The following is a 21,618-nucleotide window of genomic DNA, read 5'->3' as shown; positions in this document are numbered from 1 at the left end:
TTTTTTTAAACGTATAGCGTTGAAAAATAGTCTATAGTATGGAAATATCAAAAATTATGAAAAAAGAGGTTTACTTCTAAGTGATTCGTGATACTATATTAATACATCGTCAGCCCTCATCCTATAAGTTTGAGGGTTGATGACGTTTTATTAGTAACGAGCCTCTGCCTGATGGCCGTAAGATGTGTGGAGACGTAAGACGTGACCATGCAAACATTTTTGAGGAGGGATTTTCATGGTACAGACGAAAGCTCAAGAATTGCGTGCGGCGATCCAAATGAGAGGCTGGTCAAACACGACGTTATTATCAACCGATCAAGAAGACATCATTTTGAATAGCCGAACGGGTTGTCGCTCCTGGAAAGGTACGAAATGGGGATTTATTTCAGCAGAGTCTCCTGAGCAGTTGAATATAACGATTGACTTGCCGCGGAATCGAGCGAATATTAATGAAATTTGTGAGCAACTTGAGATGGAGCTCATTTCAAACGAAGAAGTTGGACTAAGTGGCATTTGGCTTGAGAAGAAAGCAGATCGTGACACACTACACATCCATATTACAAATCATGATTTAAATGATACGGTGTTTTCAACAGAATCGAAATTGATTAACTTTTTGAGTGAAGCAAGACGGTGGAATTGCTTGTAATTGATAGACATGAGGCGGTCGACAATTAGACGACTGCCTTTTTTCGTTCCTGTAATTGTCAATAAACGTCGTCCCATGATATACTATTGATAATCAATCTCAACTAACTAGAGCCTGATTTGAAAGGGGACGACATGACATTGAGTCGCAAGCGTTATTTTTACTGTCGCTCACTACACCACTCGTTAGAACCGATGAATTGGCCGAGGATCAAAGAAATAGGTTTTGATTTAAATATAAAGCGAGAAGATTTACCGTTTTTCATCTCGTTTTTTCGTGATCTTGAACAGTATTACACTGACAAATCTCAGCTCGTTCAAGAAAGTTATCAAGTGTACATGGAAGAAGTAGCTTCGTTTTTTAGGGACCAATCTAATGAAATGATTTATTGCTCTTCAATTCAAACAGAAGCAAAAAACTACGTCATTCCATTTACTGATTTTGTCGCAGCATTTATGTTAGCAGACGAAGCATTTGAGCGAATTTTTGATGAGAACAAGAACACGGACCAACAGTTTGATAAAGTGCTCACGTATTATAAGCGGTTTAATTTATTGGCAGATGCGACAAAAGCACAATTTATATTAGATCATCTACCAGAACTCGTACTACATGATGATTAAAAGGGGCAGTTATAGGCAATGTTACACTTCAAATGGCAAAACAGTGAAACGATCAAAAGCATTCGTTGCGTTCACGCCGATGCAAAAAAATACAAAGTAGATTCTGTTCTTACACCCGGAAAAGATTATGACGTGAAGAACGAAACAGATGAATTCTATTTTGTCATTGATGATACCGGTAAAGTCGGCGGCTTCTTAAAAGATTACTTTGAAGAGAAATAAACTGTCCTTGGACAGTTTATTTTTGATTTAATGATTGAATCTTTTGAAAAATAAGAGTAAAATAACGTTGTGTGATAACGCTTACATTAAAGGAGGATACGATGTCTACAATCCAATTTCAATTTTTTGTAGGAACTTCAGTTGTCTTTCAACGAGATGCAAGTCTTACACTTCATGATCAGTTACAAAAGTTAGGGAAGAAACGTCCGCTCGTACTTACAGATCAAGGAATTATGGATGCAGGGATTGCAAACGTAGTAACAAACAAACTTGATGAGCACACGTATGACTATGAAGTGATGCATGATATTCCTGCGAACCCTCCTAGTAAAGTCGTCATGAAAGGTGCTACGTTGATTCAAAATCAGCAGTTTGATAGCATCGTCGCAGTTGGTGGCGGAAGTGTAATGGATGCAGCAAAAGCAATCAGCATCATGTCAGCAAACGATGGAAGCATTAACGATTACGATGCAATCATTGGTAATCGTACATTTGAAAAGCAAGGCCCTCCACTTATTACGATTCCAACCACTTCAGGTACGGGAAGTGAAGTGACTCAATGGGCAGTAATTACAAATGAAGAAACTGGTCGTAAGCAAGCGATTGGTCATCCATTTATGTCCCCTGTCATTGCCCTCGTAGATCCTGTGCTAACGTTAAAGTTACCGAAAGTATTAACAGCAGCTACAGGTAGTGACGCTTTAACACACGCAATCGAAGCGTACACGTCTAAGAATACGATGAACAACAATTCTCCGCTAATTGATCATATTGCGCTAGAAGCGATTGCGATGATTTCTAGAAGCCTAGAGCGCGCAGTTACAAATGGTGAAGATCTTGAAGCGAGAGAAGAGATGATGGCAGGAAGTCTTCTTGCGGGCATCGCATTCCAAAATGCAGGGCTCGGCAATACTCACGCATTGGCTCATCCATTAGGTGGAAAATTTAACGTACCACACGGAATTGCAAATGCGAATCTTCTTCCGGTCGTTATGGCCTACAATGTAGACGCCTGTCCGGATCGGTTTGAAACGATCGCCAACATCTTTGAACCAGGTGGTCGCAAAAAGGCGAGCGATGCAGTGGTTTTCGTTGAACAACTCATTGAACGCATTGGTATTCCTAGTCTTTCAGAATATGAAATGACCGAAAGTGATTACAAACAAATGGCAAAAGACGCAACGACAGATGTTAGTTCGTTTACGAATCCGAAAGAAACGACTGAAGAAACGTTTTTTGAGCTCTATTTAAAAGCATCAAAGTTAACTGTATAATAATTATGTAAACAAAAACTCCGCGATGCAAATCAGAGGGCGTGCTCAGCGGATTTAATGGTTTCCGAATAGGTTTGCTTTTCTCCCCTGCTTTATAGCAACCTTCTTGGAACGGGCATCTTTGGTATTTCTCGATATCAAAATCATAGGTCATGGCTTTTAGGACCTCTGTGCCTCACCGAATTCTTCTTTTAACGGACTCCTTTGATTGGAACGAAAGGCGGTGACGCCTGCGGAAAAAGGGGCGAGTTGAGACCCCGAAAGGCTTGCCTGAGGAGGCTCGACCGCTCCTCCGCGGCAAGCATCCGCCTGCAGTGGAAATCATGGCTCTAGTCTAAGTTTATCAAAAAAGAACGGACGCTCGATTAAATTCGAGCGTCCGTTCTTTAGTAGAGACTTTTTCAGTACCGCGCAGATGGCGTTTCAAGAAACGGAATCGTTCAAAACACGAGCTCGTGAGCGTTACAAAATTGAAGCTAAGAACAGCGAACTCAAGCACCGACACGGGTATGAAACCGCCTCATCTCGGGTCTCTTAAGTATGGAGTTGCAGGGTGCGGTGGCATTATTCACGGTGAACATCAAACGAATTCTCAAGTTAATGGGGAAATAGACTCCCCCATAGACACTGAAATCGTAAAAAACGGATGCCTAATTCCCTTTTTATGGAAATTAGGCATCCGTTTTTTAGTTACTTGGGTTTTTTTTGAAGCAAACCGCTGTTTTTCAGCGCCCTCTGCAAATCATTGCGGAGTTTTTGTAAGTTAAAGAACCGTGCTTTCAATATCACGATCAGCATCATCGTTACTTTGACGCTTCGCTCGTTTTAATATGTTTAACCTTGTATCTAATTGTTTCATCATGTACGCTAATGAATCTTCATTAATCGTGCCATTTTCATCTTTACTGAAGTTCACAGCAACTGGTTTTAATTCATCAAGGCGCTCGATGACTTGATCATAAATGTGCGGGTGTTCTTTTATAATGCGGTGCAACAAATAGGTACCGTACGCAATATGTCTCGATTCATCACGCTTTAAATAACCGACTCCTTCAAGAAGCCCAGGCATCATTCCTGTATGTTGAAGTTGTTCGTAAAACGTATGATAACCAGATTCTGCAAGAACACCTTCGACAAACATGTTATAAATCGTCGCAGCGTCAGCAATGGCTTCTGGAGATTGATCCGTTAACAGTCTGTCCATTGCATTTGGCAATGTTTCATTAAATAATTGTTCATAAGCAGGATCGTAATGCTTAGATAATGGTTCTGTTTCATCGATTGTCGAGAGGACGAGTTGGAAAAACTCTGTATGTTTGGCTTCTTCGTGGAGAAACGTCGTTAAAAACATTTCTTCTTCAATTCTTCCTTCATTAGAAATGACCATGATTAATGGTAATAAATCACGAGTGACGGCTTCTTCTCCGCCTTGGAATTTAGCAATAACTCGAAGGATCGCTTGTTTTTGTTCATCAGGTAAATGCGGCCAATGAGCTTTGTCGTGAGAATAATTAATGTCTTCAGGGTTCCAAGTCCCAAAACGATTGGCTTTTTTGTAAAGCTTGTAGGGTAAAGATTGTTCGTCTAGGCGACGACTGCTAGTAATGAGCGTTTTTTTCGTCATATGAGCCTCCCTTAAAATGGTATGTCTTAAGTGTAGCAAAGCAACTTTGTCTATTTTTGTCACTTTTTGTTAACGCTTACATTTCACTCGGTGTATTTCTTTGAATACAGTAGTGGGTGTAGGAGGGGAGTGGTGATGGGGAGTATCCAGGCGCTATTCGGTTCATGGGCTCAAGCGATCGGAACTGTAATTTCTGCTATCGGTGGTACACCTATTCTCGTTATTGGTGATGGGAATCAACCGTACGCAATCATCGGGAATTCTTTACAAGCAGTAGGGGCGGCCGTACTCGCTGATGAAGCAGACAATACGCTTGATCAATACGGCAACATCATTCCTGCCATTGGCAATGTAATCGTTCTTCGCGGTGTCTTTCTTGATGATTTAGATTTAGCGATTACGGGTGATCTGTTTCAAGCAACAGGTGGTTCATTGTCGATATATACAGCCATTGAAGACGAAGAACTCGTCAATGTTTATGCAAATGGTCTACAAGTGGTCGGAAACGGAGCACAAGCACTTGCTGGAATTCAAGAGAAACAAGACATCGATTCCGAGGATTTAGCGATTGCAGGCGGATGGATTCAAGCAACGGGTGCGATCATTGCCGCTCTTCAAGAGACGCATGATTATTTAAATCCAAATGAGCAGAAGGTGAAGATAGCCGACCCAAAGGATGAGAATGGGTGACAAATGACTGATCAAACGGTAAAAAATTTCACGTACCGTAATAATGTGCATAAATAAAAACGTAATGAAACAGTCTATACGAGATGATAAGCGAAATCCTTGTAGATAGATCGGAATAATGGTAACTTAATAGTGAAATAACAAAGGGAGTGTTGACATTGACAAATCAATCACCGTTAGTAACGACAGAATGGTTACAAGAGCACCTAGAAGACCCTAAAGTTCGAATTATAGACGCAACAACGTTTTTAATGCCTTCAACGGAAGAAGGGCGTCCGTATGACGTGAAGTCTGGAAAAGAAGCATACGAAGAAGGACATATACCTGGTGCTGTTTATGGAGACATTGCAGGAGAGCTTGCAGATTCGAACAGTGCTAGCGCATTTACAGTACCTAGTGAAGAGCAATTTAAAGAAGCAATTGAACGACTCGGTGTAAGTGATGACACACATGTTGTTGTATATGATCAAATTGCTGTCGTTGGTACGAACATTAGTGCATCAGATTGGGCTTCTAGACTTTGGTGGCATCTTCGTTTTGAAGGGTTCGAGAACGTTTCAATCTTAGAAGGTGGATTTAGAAAATGGAAACATGAAGGACGAAATGTTGAAACGGGTACAAACGAATACCCGAAAGGAAATGTGACGATCGCTCGAAACACGGAGTTACTTGCTACAAAAGAAGACGTTAAACGAGCAACGACTGATTCAAATACCGTCCTCTTAAACTGCTTGTCACCAGCTGATTTCTCTGGGGAAAAGAACACGTACGGCCGCCCAGGACACATTCCTACTAGCCACAATGTCTTTTTTGCATCTCTTAACGATGACGAGACGTTTAAAGTAAGAGAAGAACAGCAATTACGTGACATCTTTGAACCAACTGGAGCGCTTGATTCAAGTAAGAAAGTCATCGCTTACTGTGGTGGTGGAATCGCAGCCACTTGGAATGCCTTTGTACTTTATCTTCTCGGTAAAAAAGACGTTGCTGTGTATGATGGTTCAATGACGGAGTGGGCAGGCGATTCATCGCTTCCATTGCATACGAAATAATAAAATGACGTTATGTTTCTTGGTCAAGAGATTGCCTAAGAAACATAACGTTTGGAATACAATCATCTAAATGAATGAATGTCTTATTGTGGCTATGTTTAGAACTGTTTTTGCACGATCGCTTATATTCTTTCGTACACGAGCGATTATAATGGAGTTTTGCCATTAATTGCTCGGAAAGCGATCATAGTAAACTAGTGAAGAAAACCAGTTTTTTGAAAATGGATCATTGCGCACCTTTACAGGTGCGTTTTATTTTTTGTGAACAGATGTTCTTTTCAAATGACCGAACCATTTCATAAATGATATGATGGACATAGTTATTGTAAAAGGGGCTTATTTACGTATGAGACCGCATGATGATGATAAAAAGAACATCAATCTAGACAATGAAGAGAAAAATAGAAATGACCCTAGCGAACATAAAGAGCATCCAATTGATGAAACGCTAACGGATCACGATATAGAACTAAATGAAGAAGGAACGAATGAGGAAGAATCGTACATAGACGAAAATATCCCACCAGAAGAACCTCCCCTCGAATATTTTCTAAATGATGAACCTGACGACGAGAAAACTACGAAAAAGAAGAAAAAAATGAAGCGGTGGCAAAAGATTGGAATCATTTTCGTCTCTTTCTTACTCGTCATTCAAGGGGCGACTGCATTATTTCAATATTTACGGCCGGAAGTGATTGATTTCCTAGCTACGTCTTATGAACTGTCTCAAAATGAGGAAGTTCAAGAGTGGCGAGAGTCGGTCGTAACGATGCAAGTAGAAGGTGAAGGGCAATCTTCGAGAGGGACAGGCTTTTTCGTAAATGAAGACGGGTTACTTGCGACAAATCGGCACGTTATTGAAAATGCCTTTCAAGTGATTGCGACCTTACATGATGGCTCTGCGTATCGAGGCGAGGTCGTAATGGAATCTGAGGATCACGACTTTGCACTCGTTCAACTAGAAACTGATGTGCCAGTTGAGTCGTTGCCTATAGCCACAGATGAATCATTTGATACAGGAACGAATCTAACGATTATCGGCAACCCTTTGACATTTACTGGTATTGCGAATGAAGGAGAAATTATTGAGACGGGCACACCAACGTTAATATCCGCACCAACGTATAGCGGGAATTCTGGGAGTCCAGCGATTAATGATGATGGTGAAGTGATTGGTATTATTTATGCGACACGAAGTCATGATGACGGCAGAGTTGGCTTAATGATTCCATCGTATGAGTGGATTGAAGATGTTAACGAACAAAAGTAAAGGAGGGAAGCGACGTTGTTTACTTTTTATGTAGGAAGAAGTGGTAGTGGAAAATCAACTGCACTCGTTGAGAAAGCAGTCGAAATGCTAGATGCGAGTCCGAAATCGGGCAAGCCGTTAATTTTTATCGTACCAGAGCAGATGACGTTTCAAATTGAAGATCAGTTAGCTCGTAAAGTAGGTGGGATGACGCGAGCGCACGTGCTTAGTTTCTCGAGATTAGCTTACCGAGTGCTACAAGAAGTTGGCGGGTTTACGAGAGATCGGCTACATAAACCTGGCATGCACATGCTACTAAAAAAAGTCATCGAAAAAACAAAGCCAGAACTGCGTGTATTCCAAAAAGCAGCGAGTACGAATGGATTCATTGAAGAAATGGAACGACTGTTAACCGAGATGCGGCGCCAAGCGTTAACCGCGGATGTAATAAAGCCAACTGAAGACGCAAATCGGACGGCATTTATCGATAAACAACACGATTTGCATTTGATCTTCCAAGAATTTGAAAACCAATTCGACGGTGTGTACTTAAATCAAGAAGAAATGCTGAAGTTAGCGCTCGTTTATCTCCCACAATCTGAGTTGTTTAAAGGGGCAACCGTTTTTATTGATGGGTTCCATGATGTGAGTCAACAAGAACAAAATGTCTTATTTGAGCTTTTAAATCAAGTTGATGAAATGACGATGGCCCTTACGTTACCGAAGGAACCGGCAACGATGGAAGCGAATGAATTGGACCGCTTTTATTTGCCAACTAAAACATTTATACAGTTCGCTGAGCGACTAAAGCAACAACATGTACCATATGAATCTGTTGAATTTCTTCCTGGAAAGCGATATCGAGCAAGTGGCGTTGCCTTGATCGAACAAAATCAAGACTATAGCAAGAAGTCCAGTAAAGAAAGCAGCGACGGAAGTATTGAAATTGTTGAAGCAGTCAATCGACGTGTTGAGATTGAAGCTGTTGCCCGATCAATTCGTGAGAAGGTTCGCGTTAACGATTTACGTTATAAAGACTTTGCACTATTACTGCGTGATATTTCTCCGTACGAAGACTTGATCAAACAAATTTTCAAACGCTACGAAATCGCCTTCTTCCTCGATGATACACGGACGATGATGCACCATCCGGTCGTTGAACTAATCCGCTCATCACTCGAATCAATCATTCAAAACTACCGCTATGAGCCGATATTTCGAGCGTTTAAAACAGACTTATTCAATCCGCTAGACGTGCATACACAAGTATATCGTGAACGTATTGATGAGCTAGAAAACTACGTTTTAGCTACAGGTATATATGGAAAGAAATGGCGTGTGGATGAACATTGGTCTTATTCTCGCTCACGACATGCGTTGGAGAGTCGAGTGCAAACAGATCAGGAACGTGAAATTGAAGAACGACTGAATGATACGAAAATCACAGTAGCAACTCCGTTATTAACGCTTGAAAAACGTCTTAAAAAGAGTGAAAACGTCGAAGACATGTGTAAAGCATTGTACCAATTTCTCTTGGATGTAGACGTCGACCAGAAGCTTGAACGATTAAGTGCATCTGCTAGTGAACGTGGGGATTTAGAACAAAGCAGTGAACATGACCAAGTGTGGTCGAACGTCATAGAAGTGCTCGAACAGTTTGTTGATGTATCAGGGACAGAAAAGATGAGTGTTAAAGAATTTGCAAGCATGATGGATGCAGGTCTTGAGAGTATGAGCTTTCGTCTCGTTCCTCCTGCACTTGACCAAGTCACGATTGCCGATATGGAACGTTCTCGTCTACCGGATATTGAAGTGACGTATATTGTCGGGTGTAACGAAGGGGTGATCCCGAAGCGTCCGCAAGATGATGGTCTTTTAACTGAAGCAGAGCGTACACAATTTGAATCTATGGGTGTCACACTTGGACCGTCTGCAACAAACCGACTTTGGCATGAACCGTTTTACATTTACATGGCTGAAGCGAGTCCAAAATCGCAGCTGTTGTTCACGTATGCATTGGCTGACGAGGAAGGATCTAGTTTGTTACCTTCCTCGCTCATTCGCCAAGTGAAAGAGCGTTTTCCAGATGTGAAGCATGAATTGGTAGAACACGAAGCAAATGGTGTTGAATTTGAAACGCAGCTGCAACATATCGCCCACCCAACCCAAGTCATTGAAGACTTAGCGAGGCAATTTCAAAAGTACAAGCACGGTGAAGAGATTTCAATCGCATGGTATGACGTGTACCATTGGTTACTCGATGCGAAAGCCTATGAGGCTCAACTACGTACCGCATTAGATAGTTTGACGTATAAGAATGAAGCCGTTCCGATTTCAGAAACGCTCACGAACCAACTGTACGGGGAACAAATTGAAGCCAGTGTGAGCCGCATGGAACTGTTTGAGCAATGTGCGTTTCGCCATTTTAGCCAATATGGATTGCAACTAAGAGACCGAGAAGTGTTTCGCCTAGAAGCATTTGATATTGGTGAACTGTTTCATGCAGCCTTAAAAGAAATCTCTGATTACCTAAAAGCGACCAACCAGTCGTGGAAAACAATCCGAGCAGACGAATGTCGGGATATTACACAAAAAAGCGTAGAGCGCTTATTGCCAAAAATTCAGCGCAACATTTTAGAAAGTACCAATCATTTTCGTTATGTTAGTCAAAAATTACTTGCGATTGTTCAAACCGTTACGCAAACGCTTCGACAACAAGCTCAACTATCCAATTTTGAGACGATTGATTTAGAAGTGCAATTCGGTAAAGGAACCTCCCTGCCTTCACCGGTTTATCCGCTAAGCAACGGTACGAATATGCTACTTCGTGGACGAATTGACCGTGTCGATCGTTCAGAAACGGAATCGGGCTCATTTTTGCAAGTGATTGACTACAAATCGAGTAAAAAAACGTTATCATTTTCCGACGTCTTACACGGGATCTCTCTGCAAATGCCGGTATATCTTGATATTGTCGTAAATGGTTCGAAAAGCTGGCTCGGTATTGAAGCAGATGTGGGTGGAATGTTTTATTTTCATATTCACAATCCAGTCATTGATATTGCTGAGAGTATTGATGATGAAACGTTACACCTTGAGCGGTTCAAACAACATAAATTATCTGGTTGGCTTCAAAAAGACCCAACGATTGCAAGCTTAATGGATGAAACATTACCTGAATACGGAAAATCACATGTCGTACCTGCAACACTAAAAAAAGACGGTGGGTTTCACTCAAATTCAAAAGTCATTGAAAAAGAGCAACTTCAAGCGATGCATGAATTTCTAAACGATAAGATTACAGAGATTGGCAATGAGATGACGAGCGGAAAGACTGCAATTGATCCGTATAATAAAAACCAAGAACAGATCGCTTGCACGTATTGTCCGTTTAATTCTGTATGTCAGTTTGACCCAACATTACCAGACAATGAATACAAACCTGTTATGAGTCTTTCAGACAAAGACGCCCTCTCATTAATGGTCGAAAGAGTGAAGAAGAATCGAGGTGAAACCAATTGAGCACATGGTCATTAGACGCTAAACCTGCACATGTCCATTGGACAGACGCGCAGTGGCAAGCAATCTCATTAAAGGGTGGCAACATTCTCGTCGCTGCAGCAGCTGGAAGTGGTAAAACAGCTGTGCTCGTTGAACGAATTGTAAGGCGTATTATGGACCCACTCGACCCTGCAGAAATTGATCGCCTACTGATCGTTACGTTTACGAAAGCGGCAGCGGCAGAAATGAAAGAACGAATTGGCGAGCGAATTGAAGAAGAGTTGCAGACGAACCCGTCGCTTTATTTGCAACGTCAAAGGCAGTTATTAAACCGTGCGAATATCTCTACCCTCCATTCATTTTGTCAGGAGTTAATTCGCAATTATTATTACGATATTGACGTAGATCCGAAAGTTCGAATTGCAAACGATACAGAACGAGAACTATTAAAAGAAGAAGTGTTAGAAGACGTATTAGAACGGTATTATAGTCAACCTGTAGAAAACGCAGAATCCTTTTTTGAACTCGTTGAAGCGTATAGCAATGACCGGAGTGATGATGGTTTTCGCTCTCTCGTATTTGAAATGTATACTCGTTCAAGAGCGCATCCTGAGCCGAACGTGTGGCTTGAGTCATTAGTGACGATGTATAACGATGCGTATACTCACCCAGAAGAAACGATATGGGGAGCGCATTTGTTACGTGCAATTAAAGAGAAAGTGCATGCTGCTAAAAACGCGCTAACAAAAGCGCTTGAACTTGCACTGGAGCATAACTACGATTACTTCCAATCTAAACTTCAAGCCGTACAAACGATGGATGATTATGAACGTTGGGATAGCATTCGTGATGCAGTTGAGCAATTCACGTGGGGACGAATGCCTGCAAAACCGAGAAATCAAGACATTGATGAAGATACTTTGGAACGAGCAAAAGCATATCGCGATCAAAGTAAAAAGTTGCTCGAAGATGTCGCTGAACTGTTAAAGCCAGACCCAACGTCGTATCTTGAAGTTATTGAGGCGATGAAACCGAGGATCGTTCAGCTTGTTGAGATCGTTAAAGCGTTTTCTGAGCATTACCGAGCGATGAAGCGGGAGAAAACACTCATTGATTTTGATGACCTTGAACATTTTGCTTTAGAAATATTAAGTAGCGAATCGATTCGAAAGCCATCTGAAGCAGCACTTTTCTATCAAGGTTACTTCGAGGAAGTATTAACGGATGAATATCAAGATACAAACCAGGTTCAAGAAGCGATCTTAGAACTGTTATCAAACGGTCGTAACCGCTTTATGGTCGGTGATGTAAAACAGAGTATCTATCGATTTCGTCTGGCTGAACCAGCATTATTTATTCATAAACACGAAACGTATGCAAAAATTGATAATTTGGATGTAGAGAACGCATCTACCGAAGGCGTTAAAGTTGACCTTTCGAGTAACTTCAGAAGTCGACATACGGTGTTGAATGGGGTCAATTACTTATTTGAGCAGACGATGGATAAAGAAGTAGGCGATGTAACGTATGATGAAAGCCAATCGCTGCAATATGGCAATATCCATTACGATAATCAAGCAAGTGATTATGATCCAGAAGTATACGTCGTTGAGGCACCTAATGATGCGCATGATGAAGAAACGTTAACGAAAGTTGAACAAGAAGCTCAACTTGTAGCAAATAAAATTCAGCGACTGATTCACGAAGCGTATCCAGTGTTCGATAAACAAACGAAAGCAACGAGGCCTGTGGAATATCGTGATTTTGCCATTTTAATGCGTTCACTACCTTCGGCACCGACCTATCTCGACGTGTTTAAGCGAGCGGGCATTCCAGTGTACTCAGATCGAGATGAAGGCTATTTTAGACGTGTAGAAGTACAAGTCATGTTATCGCTACTCCGTGTAATTGATAACCCATACCAAGACATTCCATTAGCCTCGGTGTTGCGCTCACCAATCGTTGGGTTACGTGAACATGAACTAGCTGAAATTCGACTGCAAGCAGTTGGACAACCGTTTTTTGAAGCAGTTAAGGCAATGATCGCTACGTTACCAGCATTAGATGCAAGCACTGAAAGCAGTTTTCTCATTGAAAAAGCACATCATGAAGATTGGAAACGACGATTGCATCTTTTTTATGTGCATTTACAAAGCTGGCGTGTTCGGGCAAGGCATACGTCACTTGCGACATTCATTTGGGAGCTGTTTGAAGAAACCGGTTATGATGCATATGTTGGCGGGTTGAGTGGTGGTAAGCAACGCCAAGCAAACGTTCAAGCGTTGTACGATAAAGCGAAAACATTTGAGAAAACATCCTTTCGGGGCATCTTCCGTTTTTTACGATTCGTAGATCGTATGGAAGAACAAGGGGATGACCTTGAAAGTGCACGGACATTAAGTGAAAAAGAAGATGTCGTAACCATTCTTTCAATCCATAAAAGTAAAGGGCTAGAGTTTCCGGTCGTCTTTGTCGTTGATATGATGAAGAACTTCAATCTGTCTGACAGCAGACGGTCCATACAAATTCATCAATCACTTGGGTTTGGTTCGTCGTACTTTGATACGAAACGTCGAATTAAACGGAAGACGTTGCCCGAACTTGCGATTAAAGAGGCGCAAAAACGTGAACAAATGTCAGAGGAACTTCGAATCTTGTACGTGGCATTAACGAGAGCGAAAGAAAAGTTATTTCTCATCGGATCATCAAAAGGTGTTGAGAATAGTTTGGCAGGGTACAAGCTTTATGCCGAAAGTGATCAAGTGCTTTTACCTGTTCATGTGAGATCGAATGCGAAGCACTTTTATGACTTTATTATCCCTGCATTGTTGCGTCATCCACAAATGGAGAATGAGCACCCTGATTATGTTGCTTATTCCCGGTATCCTCACGATGCAACGTTTACACTTAACGTCATTGAAGAGCAAAAGCGGGAGCATGAACAACTAGAAGCAGAAGCGATCGAAGAAACATTGCAACAGATGAAACAATTAAAACCGATCGGTGAGAAAAGTGAGTACTACGACTTTATATCTGAACGATTACGTTTTGACTATCCGTACAAACAAGCAACGGATTCATTTGCGAAACAGAGTGTTTCAGAGTTAAAGCAAACGCTACAAGAAGAGGATCCTTATAGTCAGCACACGATGAAGAACAATAGTTTTACAACGTCTAATGCAAGGCGTCCGAAATTCATGCAGCAACAAAAATTGAGTGGAGCGGAAATTGGCACGGCGACGCATACGGTTATGCAGCACGTGTCATTTGCAGAGACTCACGAAGATGAGATCAGTTCATTAACGAACACCTTAAAAGAGAAAGAATTACTAACAGTACAAGAAGCAGAAGTCGTTGATACAACAGCGGTTCTCAAATTTATTCAAAGTGATCTTGGTACTCGTATTCAACAAGCAACGGAAATTCATCGCGAAATTGCGTTCTCTTATATTCGCAAAACCGAAGCGGAGAATGCTGTGCTCGTGCAAGGAATGGCCGATCTTGTATTTGTCGATCACGCAGGAAAAAATATTTTAATTGACTATAAGACTGACCAGATTACAAACCGTTTTACTAATGGTTTTGACGAAGCAGAGTCAGTCATGCGAAAGCGCTATGAACAACAATTGCGACTGTATAAAGAAGCATTAGAACAAATATGGAACGAAGAGATTACCGAGAGTTGGCTCTATTTCTTTGATGGAGGACATGCTCTTAAGTTGTGATCAAGAAAGGATGAAAACCGATGCGCTTATTGCATACGGCAGATTGGCATTTTGGTCGCACGCTAGAAGGTAGAGATCGGACGAGTGAGCATGTAGCATTCATTGATGAACTCGTTAACATTGCTGACGAAGAAGCGGTAGACGCAGTGCTCATAGCTGGTGACGTATACGACAGTTCCAACCCACCTGCTGTCGCTGAAGAACTATATTACGAGAGCTTAAGTCGTCTTTCTGATGGAGGGAAGCGGGCGGTTGCTGTTATTGCTGGAAATCACGATCAACCTGAGCGATTAGCAGCTGCAAGACCTCTCATTCGAAATGAACGCATTCATATGCTCGGCTTACCGGATGAAGCGCCGATGAGTATTTGGATTCCTGCGCATTCCGAAACGCTTAACATCGCTGCACTTCCTTACCCTTCCGAATCAAGGTTAAAGATCAGTTTCACAGAAACTGGGGAATCGGTAACTGAGGATGTTGCTTATCAACAAACGTACGATCAACGAATTAGGGAATTGTTTAACAAGCTAAGCAAGTCATTTTCAACAAACGACGTCAATGTTGCGATGAGTCACATTTACGTAAGTGGCGGAGCATCAACGGACAGTGAACGACCGATTGAAGTTGGTGGTGCGTACACCGTTAAGCCTCAATCGTTGCCGAGTAATGTTTCGTATACAGCACTAGGTCACTTACACCGTCCCCAGTGGGTGCATCACGCTCCTACACCTACGCGTTATTCGGGTTCGCCACTCGCGTTTTCTTTTAATGATACGGCCGTCTCCAAATCGGTCACAATTGTTGATGCGAAGCCTAGCACTGAAGCAACGATTAAAGAGGTGCCGCTCTCTAGTGGTAAGCCACTCGTAAAAGTACGTGCAAAGAACGGTCTAGAAGAAGTGTACAAATGGTTAGAGGAAGCGAACAAACTTGATGAATGGGTAGATTTGTCCATTCATAGCGACCATACATTAAAGCCTGATGACATCGGTAAGATTCGCCGTGCTCATCCTGGAATTGTTACAATTCGTGCGGTATTACCAGAAGAAAGCATGCACCATTATGAAGAACGTAAAGACGTACCGATTGATGAGTTGTTTCGGCAGTTTTACGTTAAGCGAACCGGCGGTGCAGAACCAGAACAAGAAGTCATGCAACTATTTCTGTCGCTACTCGATGATGAATCGACTGAACATCGAAAGGCGGAACCATCATGAGACCAGTCTCCTTAAGTATTTCAGGGCTTCATAGCTTTAGAGAAAAGGTAACGATTGATTTTAATGCCCTCTGTGAAGGAGGGGTATTTGGGATTTTTGGACCTACAGGTAGTGGGAAATCGACGATCTTAGATGCAATGACCTTTGCGCTTTACGGGAAAATGGGGCGAAATAGTGCGGTTGGTGTAAGTATGATTAACCAAGCTGAAAAGGAAGCGTCTGTTTCTTATACGTTCCAAATTGGTGGAAGAACGTACCTTGCTGAGCGTAAAGTAAAACGTTCAAATGACGACAAGTTGCAAACATCACGATCACGATTTGTAGACTTAACCGAAGAGCCAGTCGTACTCGCTGATAAAGTTGGCGATATGAATGACTATGTTCAAGAGTTAATTGGCCTTCAGTTATCAGATTTTACCCGTGCTGTAGTGCTGCCCCAAAATAAATTCTCAGAGTTTCTACAGTTAAAAGGAACTGACCGAAGAGTTATGTTGCAACGTTTGTTCAACTTGCATAAATACGGCGATGAATTGAATGACAAAGTTCGAGAAGGCATTCAAACACACAAACAAGAAATTCTTATGATCGAGCGCGAACAGCAAGGAATGGGCGATGCATCTAAACAAGCGCTAGAAGAAGTCAGGCAACAAGCTGAAAAAGCAGGTCATGACGTAAAGAAAGAAAGTCAACACAATGAAGAACTCGACCGACAGTTTAAAAAGGCTGAGTCACTAATAAGTTTGCAACGAGAAAAAGAAGAGATGGAAAAAGAGCGTACGAAGTTCGTTGAGGAGAAACAATCACTTCAAGAGTCTGTTGAAAAGAAGCAAATTCATGAACTCGTCGTTCTCGTTCAACCTTTTTTAGAAACGCTTGAGGAAACGACAAACACACTCAATGAACTTCAACAGCAACAAAAAGACATCGACGAACGTGTTACGAAACGTTCAGAGCAGCATAGGCAAGCGGCGATGCGCTATGAAACTGCAAAGACTGAACGAAGTGAACATGAACCTTCATTAATGATGAAACAACAACAAGTGGAACAGCTGTTGCAAGAACAACAGACCTTTCAAGAGATTCATCGTAAATTAAACGAATACGACCTTGAAATCAAAAAGCAAGCGCAACAAGTGATCGAAACAACCAACCAAAAAGAAGCAATACAACGGACGATACGCGACCGTTCATCGCAAATGACAACGGTCGAAGATCAACTGATGACACTACTTGAGCGAGAATCTCATCATCAACACGTGCGTGACGCGAGTGAAGCTGCTATGCCTCTTATTCAGCAACGATCCGCGCTTACAGAATATGAACAAGATGTTAAAGCGAAAGAAAAAAAGCGAGACGAAGAGCAACAACGTTATGATGAAGTCGTCAAAGAGCGGGACAATCGTGCCGAACGGTTGCAAACGGCCTATGAGTATATTGTGAACTGGTACAACGCGCTACATGAATTAGAGCGTAACCGAAAAGAGCATATCAAAACGGTCAAACAAGCTATGTCATCTGAGCAAGATCAACTTATTGCGAGCTTAGCGGCTCACCTAGAAGACGGTGCTGCATGTCCTGTTTGTGGATCGGTTGACCACCCTAACAAACATCATCATCAACATAAAGAAAACCATGAAGATCTAGAACCTGCATATGAGAAACTACAATCATTATACGAAGCAACCTCGTATCAACGGACGCTAGAATCGTTATCTGAACGAGTGAGAGCTGTGATCACAGTTCAAGATGTCCAAGTGAAAAGCGACAATGTTGAACACGTATCATTGCAACGAGAAACGATGCTAGAATCGTTACAACAATGGATCACAATGTTTGAGAAAAAAGTACAAACGGTCGCTCGAATTGAAGCAAAAACGGAAACGTTACTTCAAGAGTTTAATCACCTGAATCAAAGCGTTAAAAACCAAACACAAACGGTAAATGATTATAAAAAGCAATATGAGGAAGCACAACAACGCATTGAAACGAAGCGCAACGAGTATATTCAACTTCGTGATCAATGGTACGTACAATTTGCGCCTTTGACATTGGATTCACTTGAACGAGAGAAAACGAATGTCAGGGACGAAGAAAAGCAAATACGTTCGTTAAGGGAAGCACAAGCGGAGTGGCACAAAGAACGAGAGCAACTTCAACGTGATGAGCGAACGCTTGAACAACGAGCGTCAGAGTTACAAACAGAGCAAATAAAGCTCGACCATCAACGTGAGTCTTTAAAGAAAGAAACCGAGAGCTTTACGAAAAAAGTACGCGACCTCGTAGGAGACGAAACGTTAGAGAACGTTCAGGCTGAAGTTGTGAAACAACGAAATAATCTCGAACACAATGAAACAATGACGGCAAAAGAGGTTGAAAAGTTAGCTTCAGACTATGAAAACGTCAAGAATGAACAGTTAACGAATCAAACGAAACGAGAAGACGCCGTTTCAAGAAAACAAAAAGCAGAACAAGATTGGGAAGAACAGAAAAAAGGAAATGCATATCAAAAACTCGATTCACTCATCTCATTTGAACGAGCGGACAATTTACAGTCATATCGATTGACAGAAGCAGAAGTAGAACAGATTGATTTAGCCGTTGAGCGTCTTCATCAACAACTTTCGAAGGTAGAACTTCATCTTGAACGATTAAACGAGCAAATCGGTAAGGATACGATTTCAACCGAGCAGTACGAGTGGATTGTTTCTGAGTTACAACAAAGTAATGAACGACTCGAGCAGTTAAAAGAGAAGCGAACGAATGCGCAAACTGCGTTAGAACAATTAATAGAAAAACATGAACGCTATACAGAGCTTGAAACGCTTTGTAACGAATATGAACAGAAATTATCTCATTTTGAAGAGCTTGAACGGGTATTTCGAGGTAAGGAATTCGTAGACTTTTTAGCAGAAGAACAACTTGTGCAAGTCACAAAGCATGCTTCTGAGCGATTGCACACGTTAACACGTGGTCGGTATGCACTCGTATTAGATTCTTCGGGTGGATTTATGATTGCTGACTACTTTAATGGTGGAGAAAAGCGCCCTGCATCGTCGTTATCTGGAGGAGAAACCTTCTTGACGTCGCTTGCTCTCGCCTTATCATTATCGGCTTCAATTCAATTAACTGGAGAAAAAGCATTAGAATTCTTCTTCTTAGACGAAGGCTTCGGAACCCTTGATTCAGAACTTCTTGATACGGTCATTCATGCATTGGAACAACTCCAAACGGATCACTTAGCAGTCGGTGTCATTAGTCACGTACCTGAACTACAAGAACGGTTACAAACGAGGTTAATTGTCACCCCTGCGACAGCTGAAGGTAAAGGCTCTACCGCATCCATTGAATATTAGTACGATATGCTCCCTTAAGAACAGGATTCTTAGGGGAGTTAAATCTTTTTTCATTTTTTTAAAAGTTTTTTCGTCAGTTTTATTCGCTCAACCGTTACATAAGTGTAGACAACAAATTGAAGGGACTTCAAATGCGCATGGATTCTAAACATTATGAACAATTGCATCCTCACTTGTTGCCATTTGCGAACAAAATCGCACGAGACAGTCACGAGGCCAATGATTTAATTCAAGAAGCGTGGCTACGCTCAATGAAGCACTCTTACATTTTTGAATTAGAATTACCGAAACAACGCGCCTGGTTTTTCAAAACGATGAAACGAATGCTTATTGATGAACGAAGAAAACATAGTCGAGAACAAAACGGATGGGCTGTAGACGATGGAAGTTCTGCTGAAGAGTTGTTCTCGGATTATAGCAAAGTGGAAGTGTCACTGATGATGACCTCACTTCCTGAAGACTTGTATGACCTTGTGTATAAGACATACTGGCTCGGCATGTCTAGTCTAGAAATTGCACGATTACAAGAAATACCAGCTTCAACAATTCGATCGAAGATCAAGAAAGCACTCGTGTTATTACAAAAAACGATGTAAGGAGAGGGAATTATGAAAACATCAATTATTGGAAATGTAGGGATTTTGGATTTGCGAAATAGCACAGAGAAGTCAATTCAACAAATTAAGAGCATAGGAAATGTCGGTATTGCCATCGTTTCAACGTCGACGTTGCCACTTTTACATCAATTGCCTTTAGGGAATTTAGGCATGGTTATAGAAATAAAAGAAGGTTATCAGCTTTATACAGAAACGTTAGAAATTAATCAAGCATTTTTAGAAACACTCGATCCATCATTACGTGCGTTAACCGCTGATGAAGTGGTCATTGCTTATGATGTAGAAGCTGAGCTGCTTAAAGAGAAGATTGAAGATATTGAGTATTGTGGCGATGTGAGCGTTCCGCACCATTTATATGGAGCCGTTCAAAGCGTCATGACGAGTGGCGGCGGTAAAATGAAAACGTATGATCAAGACGCTGAAAAGCCAATCCACAAAAAGGGTGTCTTTAAACTAACTCCATCATTTCTTGAAAGCTTAAAAAAACCAACAACACTTAATGTAAAAGGGATCTTACAAGTTGATGAACGTGTTACAGAAGATCAACTCGTTCATGTAAAAGAGCTACAAGTGAAAGGGGTTATTGAATTACGAGAGCATATGGTTGCGCATCTATCGCCATTGATTAGTCAATCTTCTTCAGCCCAAATGACAGTTATTCCAGATGATTACACGGTCATCGACCGTGCACTACGCATGAAAGAAAAACAACTGCAAAGCTGGAAACAAAAGAAGTTATATACAGAACATCCGCTTTACATGAATGCACTAAAACGTGACACGATTGAGCGTTCCATTAGCAATATCCATTCATCTTCTTTTATCGTGACTTCATCTGAAAGTGAAGATTTACTGTATGAAATTGTCGATACGCTCGATACTGAGATTCTAGCTATAGATGAACCTTACCTTGTCGTTGAGAAAAATGAGTTGTGGGATGAAACAGCATTTTTGAATTTGCAAGAAGCAGTCGCTGTTATTGTTGTGAATGGAGGAGAGTTAACATTCGCTGAAAATGTCACTGCCGACATGATACGTGAACGAATTGATACGATCTATCATTTTGGGACACTCATTGCTCCAAAAGAGATACAGCTAACGATTAAGCAAAAACTTGAAATAAACGAAGGCAAACTGCAATCCGAGAAAGAGGAAGGAACAGGGAACGTGGGGGTGTTAAAGTTATGAAAGACTTTCATGAAGAACTACGCAACCATTTTCGCAAACAATCAAAAGAAGAGCAAAAGCGCCATTACCATTTAGCACAGTGGCACCGTGAACAGAAGCGTAAGCGATCGTAAGTTCATTCATTTGAGTTACAGGTCTAGCATAAAAAAGGAGTCCATTTGGGCTTCTCAGGCTGTTGAGAAACTTAAACGGACTAAAAGTGTACTCGTAGATGAGTAAGCGGCTTCTGTGGCTACGCTTGCCGCGGGCGTTGCCTCAGCTATCGTGCTTCGCACGATGATCTTCGGCTAACGCTACTCCCGCAGGCGTCTTCGCCACGACAGCCGCTTTTATACAGCATATTGAGTTTGTAAAAGCAAAAGTAAAATGTATAACTTCAATACTTTAAAATCTACAAGCTCATTAACTCTCTACTTCATTTATATAAGAACAGCACTTTTTCGACAATCTAAGGAGTCCATTTGGACTCCTTTTTTAATAGTCGTTTTTCTTTTTATCAGGATGAGTAGCGTAGCTACTCCAACATAGATTTTTAAAAGCGCTTGGAAGAAATCACATCTAGGTATTCCAAGCATAAGGACAAAAAAAGAAAAAGTGTATTCATCAATTAGTCTAGTCGTTGCTACGTCTTTGA

Annotated in this window: 14 protein-coding genes and 1 pseudogene; 14 read left to right on the top strand and 1 reads right to left on the bottom strand. The window is 41.4% G+C overall.

The window, feature by feature from the left end; genetic code table 11:
- Positions 1-235 precede the first annotated feature (235 nt).
- The 5 genes and pseudogenes from JOD17_RS12345 to JOD17_RS12325 form a co-directional block, all read left to right on the top strand.
- Positions 236-649, top strand: a complete 414-nt coding sequence (locus JOD17_RS12345) for a hypothetical protein (protein WP_204698097.1) — start codon at positions 236-238, stop codon at positions 647-649.
- 134 nt (positions 650-783) lie between these two features.
- Positions 784-1,272 (top strand): hypothetical protein, encoded by a 489-nt coding sequence (locus JOD17_RS12340; RefSeq protein ID WP_042360063.1) that lies wholly within the window; start codon positions 784-786, stop codon positions 1,270-1,272.
- 18 nt (positions 1,273-1,290) lie between these two features.
- Positions 1,291-1,494 carry a DUF6501 family protein gene (locus JOD17_RS12335; protein WP_042360062.1) on the top strand — a complete coding sequence of 68 codons (204 nt, stop codon included), beginning with the start codon at positions 1,291-1,293 and terminating at the stop codon, positions 1,492-1,494.
- Between the two features lie 101 nt (positions 1,495-1,595).
- Entirely contained in the window at positions 1,596-2,768 is a 1,173-nt protein-coding gene (locus tag JOD17_RS12330) for an iron-containing alcohol dehydrogenase (RefSeq protein WP_204698096.1), read from the top strand.
- 412 nt (positions 2,769-3,180) lie between these two features.
- Positions 3,181-3,380: pseudogene (locus JOD17_RS12325) on the top strand (transposase); the annotation flags it as partial.
- A gap of 151 nt (positions 3,381-3,531) precedes the next feature.
- Here JOD17_RS12325 and JOD17_RS12320 read toward each other — a convergent pair.
- Positions 3,532-4,392, bottom strand: coding sequence for a R2-like ligand-binding oxidase (locus tag JOD17_RS12320; protein ID WP_204698094.1), 861 nt, complete (start codon positions 4,390-4,392; stop codon positions 3,532-3,534).
- Between the two features lie 135 nt (positions 4,393-4,527).
- Here JOD17_RS12320 and JOD17_RS12315 point away from each other — a divergent pair, with 135 nt between their 5' ends.
- The 9 genes from JOD17_RS12315 to JOD17_RS12275 all read left to right on the top strand — a co-directional run bounded on the left by JOD17_RS12315 (position 4,528) and on the right by JOD17_RS12275 (position 20,984).
- On the top strand, positions 4,528-5,082 hold the full coding sequence (locus tag JOD17_RS12315; RefSeq protein WP_204698092.1) for a DUF6944 family repetitive protein: 555 nt from the start codon (positions 4,528-4,530) through the stop codon (positions 5,080-5,082).
- Positions 5,083-5,240: 158 nt separating this feature from the next.
- Complete coding sequence (locus JOD17_RS12310) at positions 5,241-6,134, top strand: sulfurtransferase (protein ID WP_239575503.1); 894 nt, start codon at positions 5,241-5,243, stop codon at positions 6,132-6,134.
- A 346-nt stretch (positions 6,135-6,480) separates the two neighbouring features.
- Positions 6,481-7,404: a S1 family peptidase gene (locus JOD17_RS12305; protein ID WP_204698090.1), complete on the top strand. Its 924-nt coding sequence runs from the start codon at positions 6,481-6,483 to the stop codon at positions 7,402-7,404.
- Between the two features lie 15 nt (positions 7,405-7,419).
- Positions 7,420-10,905, top strand: coding sequence for a helicase-exonuclease AddAB subunit AddB (addB, locus tag JOD17_RS12300; protein WP_204698087.1), 3,486 nt, complete (start codon positions 7,420-7,422; stop codon positions 10,903-10,905).
- Entirely contained in the window at positions 10,902-14,609 is a 3,708-nt protein-coding gene (gene addA, locus JOD17_RS12295) for a helicase-exonuclease AddAB subunit AddA (protein ID WP_204698084.1), read from the top strand. Before addB ends, addA begins: the two co-directional genes overlap by 4 nt.
- A gap of 20 nt (positions 14,610-14,629) precedes the next feature.
- Positions 14,630-15,826: a metallophosphoesterase family protein gene (locus JOD17_RS12290; RefSeq protein ID WP_204698083.1), complete on the top strand. Its 1,197-nt coding sequence runs from the start codon at positions 14,630-14,632 to the stop codon at positions 15,824-15,826.
- Positions 15,823-19,179, top strand: a complete 3,357-nt coding sequence (locus JOD17_RS12285; RefSeq protein ID WP_204698081.1) for an AAA family ATPase — start codon at positions 15,823-15,825, stop codon at positions 19,177-19,179. Before JOD17_RS12290 ends, JOD17_RS12285 begins: the two co-directional genes overlap by 4 nt.
- Positions 19,180-19,316: 137 nt before the next feature.
- A complete protein-coding gene (locus tag JOD17_RS12280; protein WP_204698079.1) occupies positions 19,317-19,775 on the top strand; it encodes an RNA polymerase sigma factor in 459 nt (152 codons plus the stop codon).
- 12 nt (positions 19,776-19,787) lie between these two features.
- Positions 19,788-20,984 carry a hypothetical protein gene (locus JOD17_RS12275; RefSeq protein ID WP_204698077.1) on the top strand — a complete coding sequence of 399 codons (1,197 nt, stop codon included), beginning with the start codon at positions 19,788-19,790 and terminating at the stop codon, positions 20,982-20,984.
- Positions 20,985-21,618: the final 634 nt, after the last annotated feature.

The sequence above is a fragment of the Geomicrobium sediminis genome (assembly GCF_016908595.1).
Classification (GTDB): domain Bacteria; phylum Bacillota; class Bacilli; order Bacillales; family Marinococcaceae; genus Geomicrobium_A; species Geomicrobium_A sediminis.
The sequence above is the reverse complement of the archived record's forward strand: the minus strand, read 5'-3'. Positions and strand labels throughout refer to the sequence as shown.

Excerpts from the sequence above, each read along its gene's own strand:
- JOD17_RS12345 (WP_204698097.1), top strand. The coding sequence starts at position 236 with ATGGTACAGACGAAAGCTCAAGAATTGCGTGCGGCGATCCAAATGAGA.
- JOD17_RS12340 (WP_042360063.1), top strand. The coding sequence starts at position 784 with ATGACATTGAGTCGCAAGCGTTATTTTTACTGTCGCTCACTACACCAC.
- JOD17_RS12335 (WP_042360062.1), top strand. The coding sequence starts at position 1,291 with ATGTTACACTTCAAATGGCAAAACAGTGAAACGATCAAAAGCATTCGT.
- JOD17_RS12330 (WP_204698096.1), top strand. The coding sequence starts at position 1,596 with ATGTCTACAATCCAATTTCAATTTTTTGTAGGAACTTCAGTTGTCTTT.
- JOD17_RS12320 (WP_204698094.1), bottom strand. The coding sequence starts at position 4,392 with ATGACGAAAAAAACGCTCATTACTAGCAGTCGTCGCCTAGACGAACAA.
- JOD17_RS12315 (WP_204698092.1), top strand. The coding sequence starts at position 4,528 with ATGGGGAGTATCCAGGCGCTATTCGGTTCATGGGCTCAAGCGATCGGA.
- JOD17_RS12305 (WP_204698090.1), top strand. The coding sequence starts at position 6,481 with ATGAGACCGCATGATGATGATAAAAAGAACATCAATCTAGACAATGAA.
- JOD17_RS12290 (WP_204698083.1), top strand. The coding sequence starts at position 14,630 with ATGCGCTTATTGCATACGGCAGATTGGCATTTTGGTCGCACGCTAGAA.
- JOD17_RS12285 (WP_204698081.1), top strand. The coding sequence starts at position 15,823 with ATGAGACCAGTCTCCTTAAGTATTTCAGGGCTTCATAGCTTTAGAGAA.
- JOD17_RS12280 (WP_204698079.1), top strand. The coding sequence starts at position 19,317 with ATGGATTCTAAACATTATGAACAATTGCATCCTCACTTGTTGCCATTT.
- JOD17_RS12275 (WP_204698077.1), top strand. The coding sequence starts at position 19,788 with ATGAAAACATCAATTATTGGAAATGTAGGGATTTTGGATTTGCGAAAT.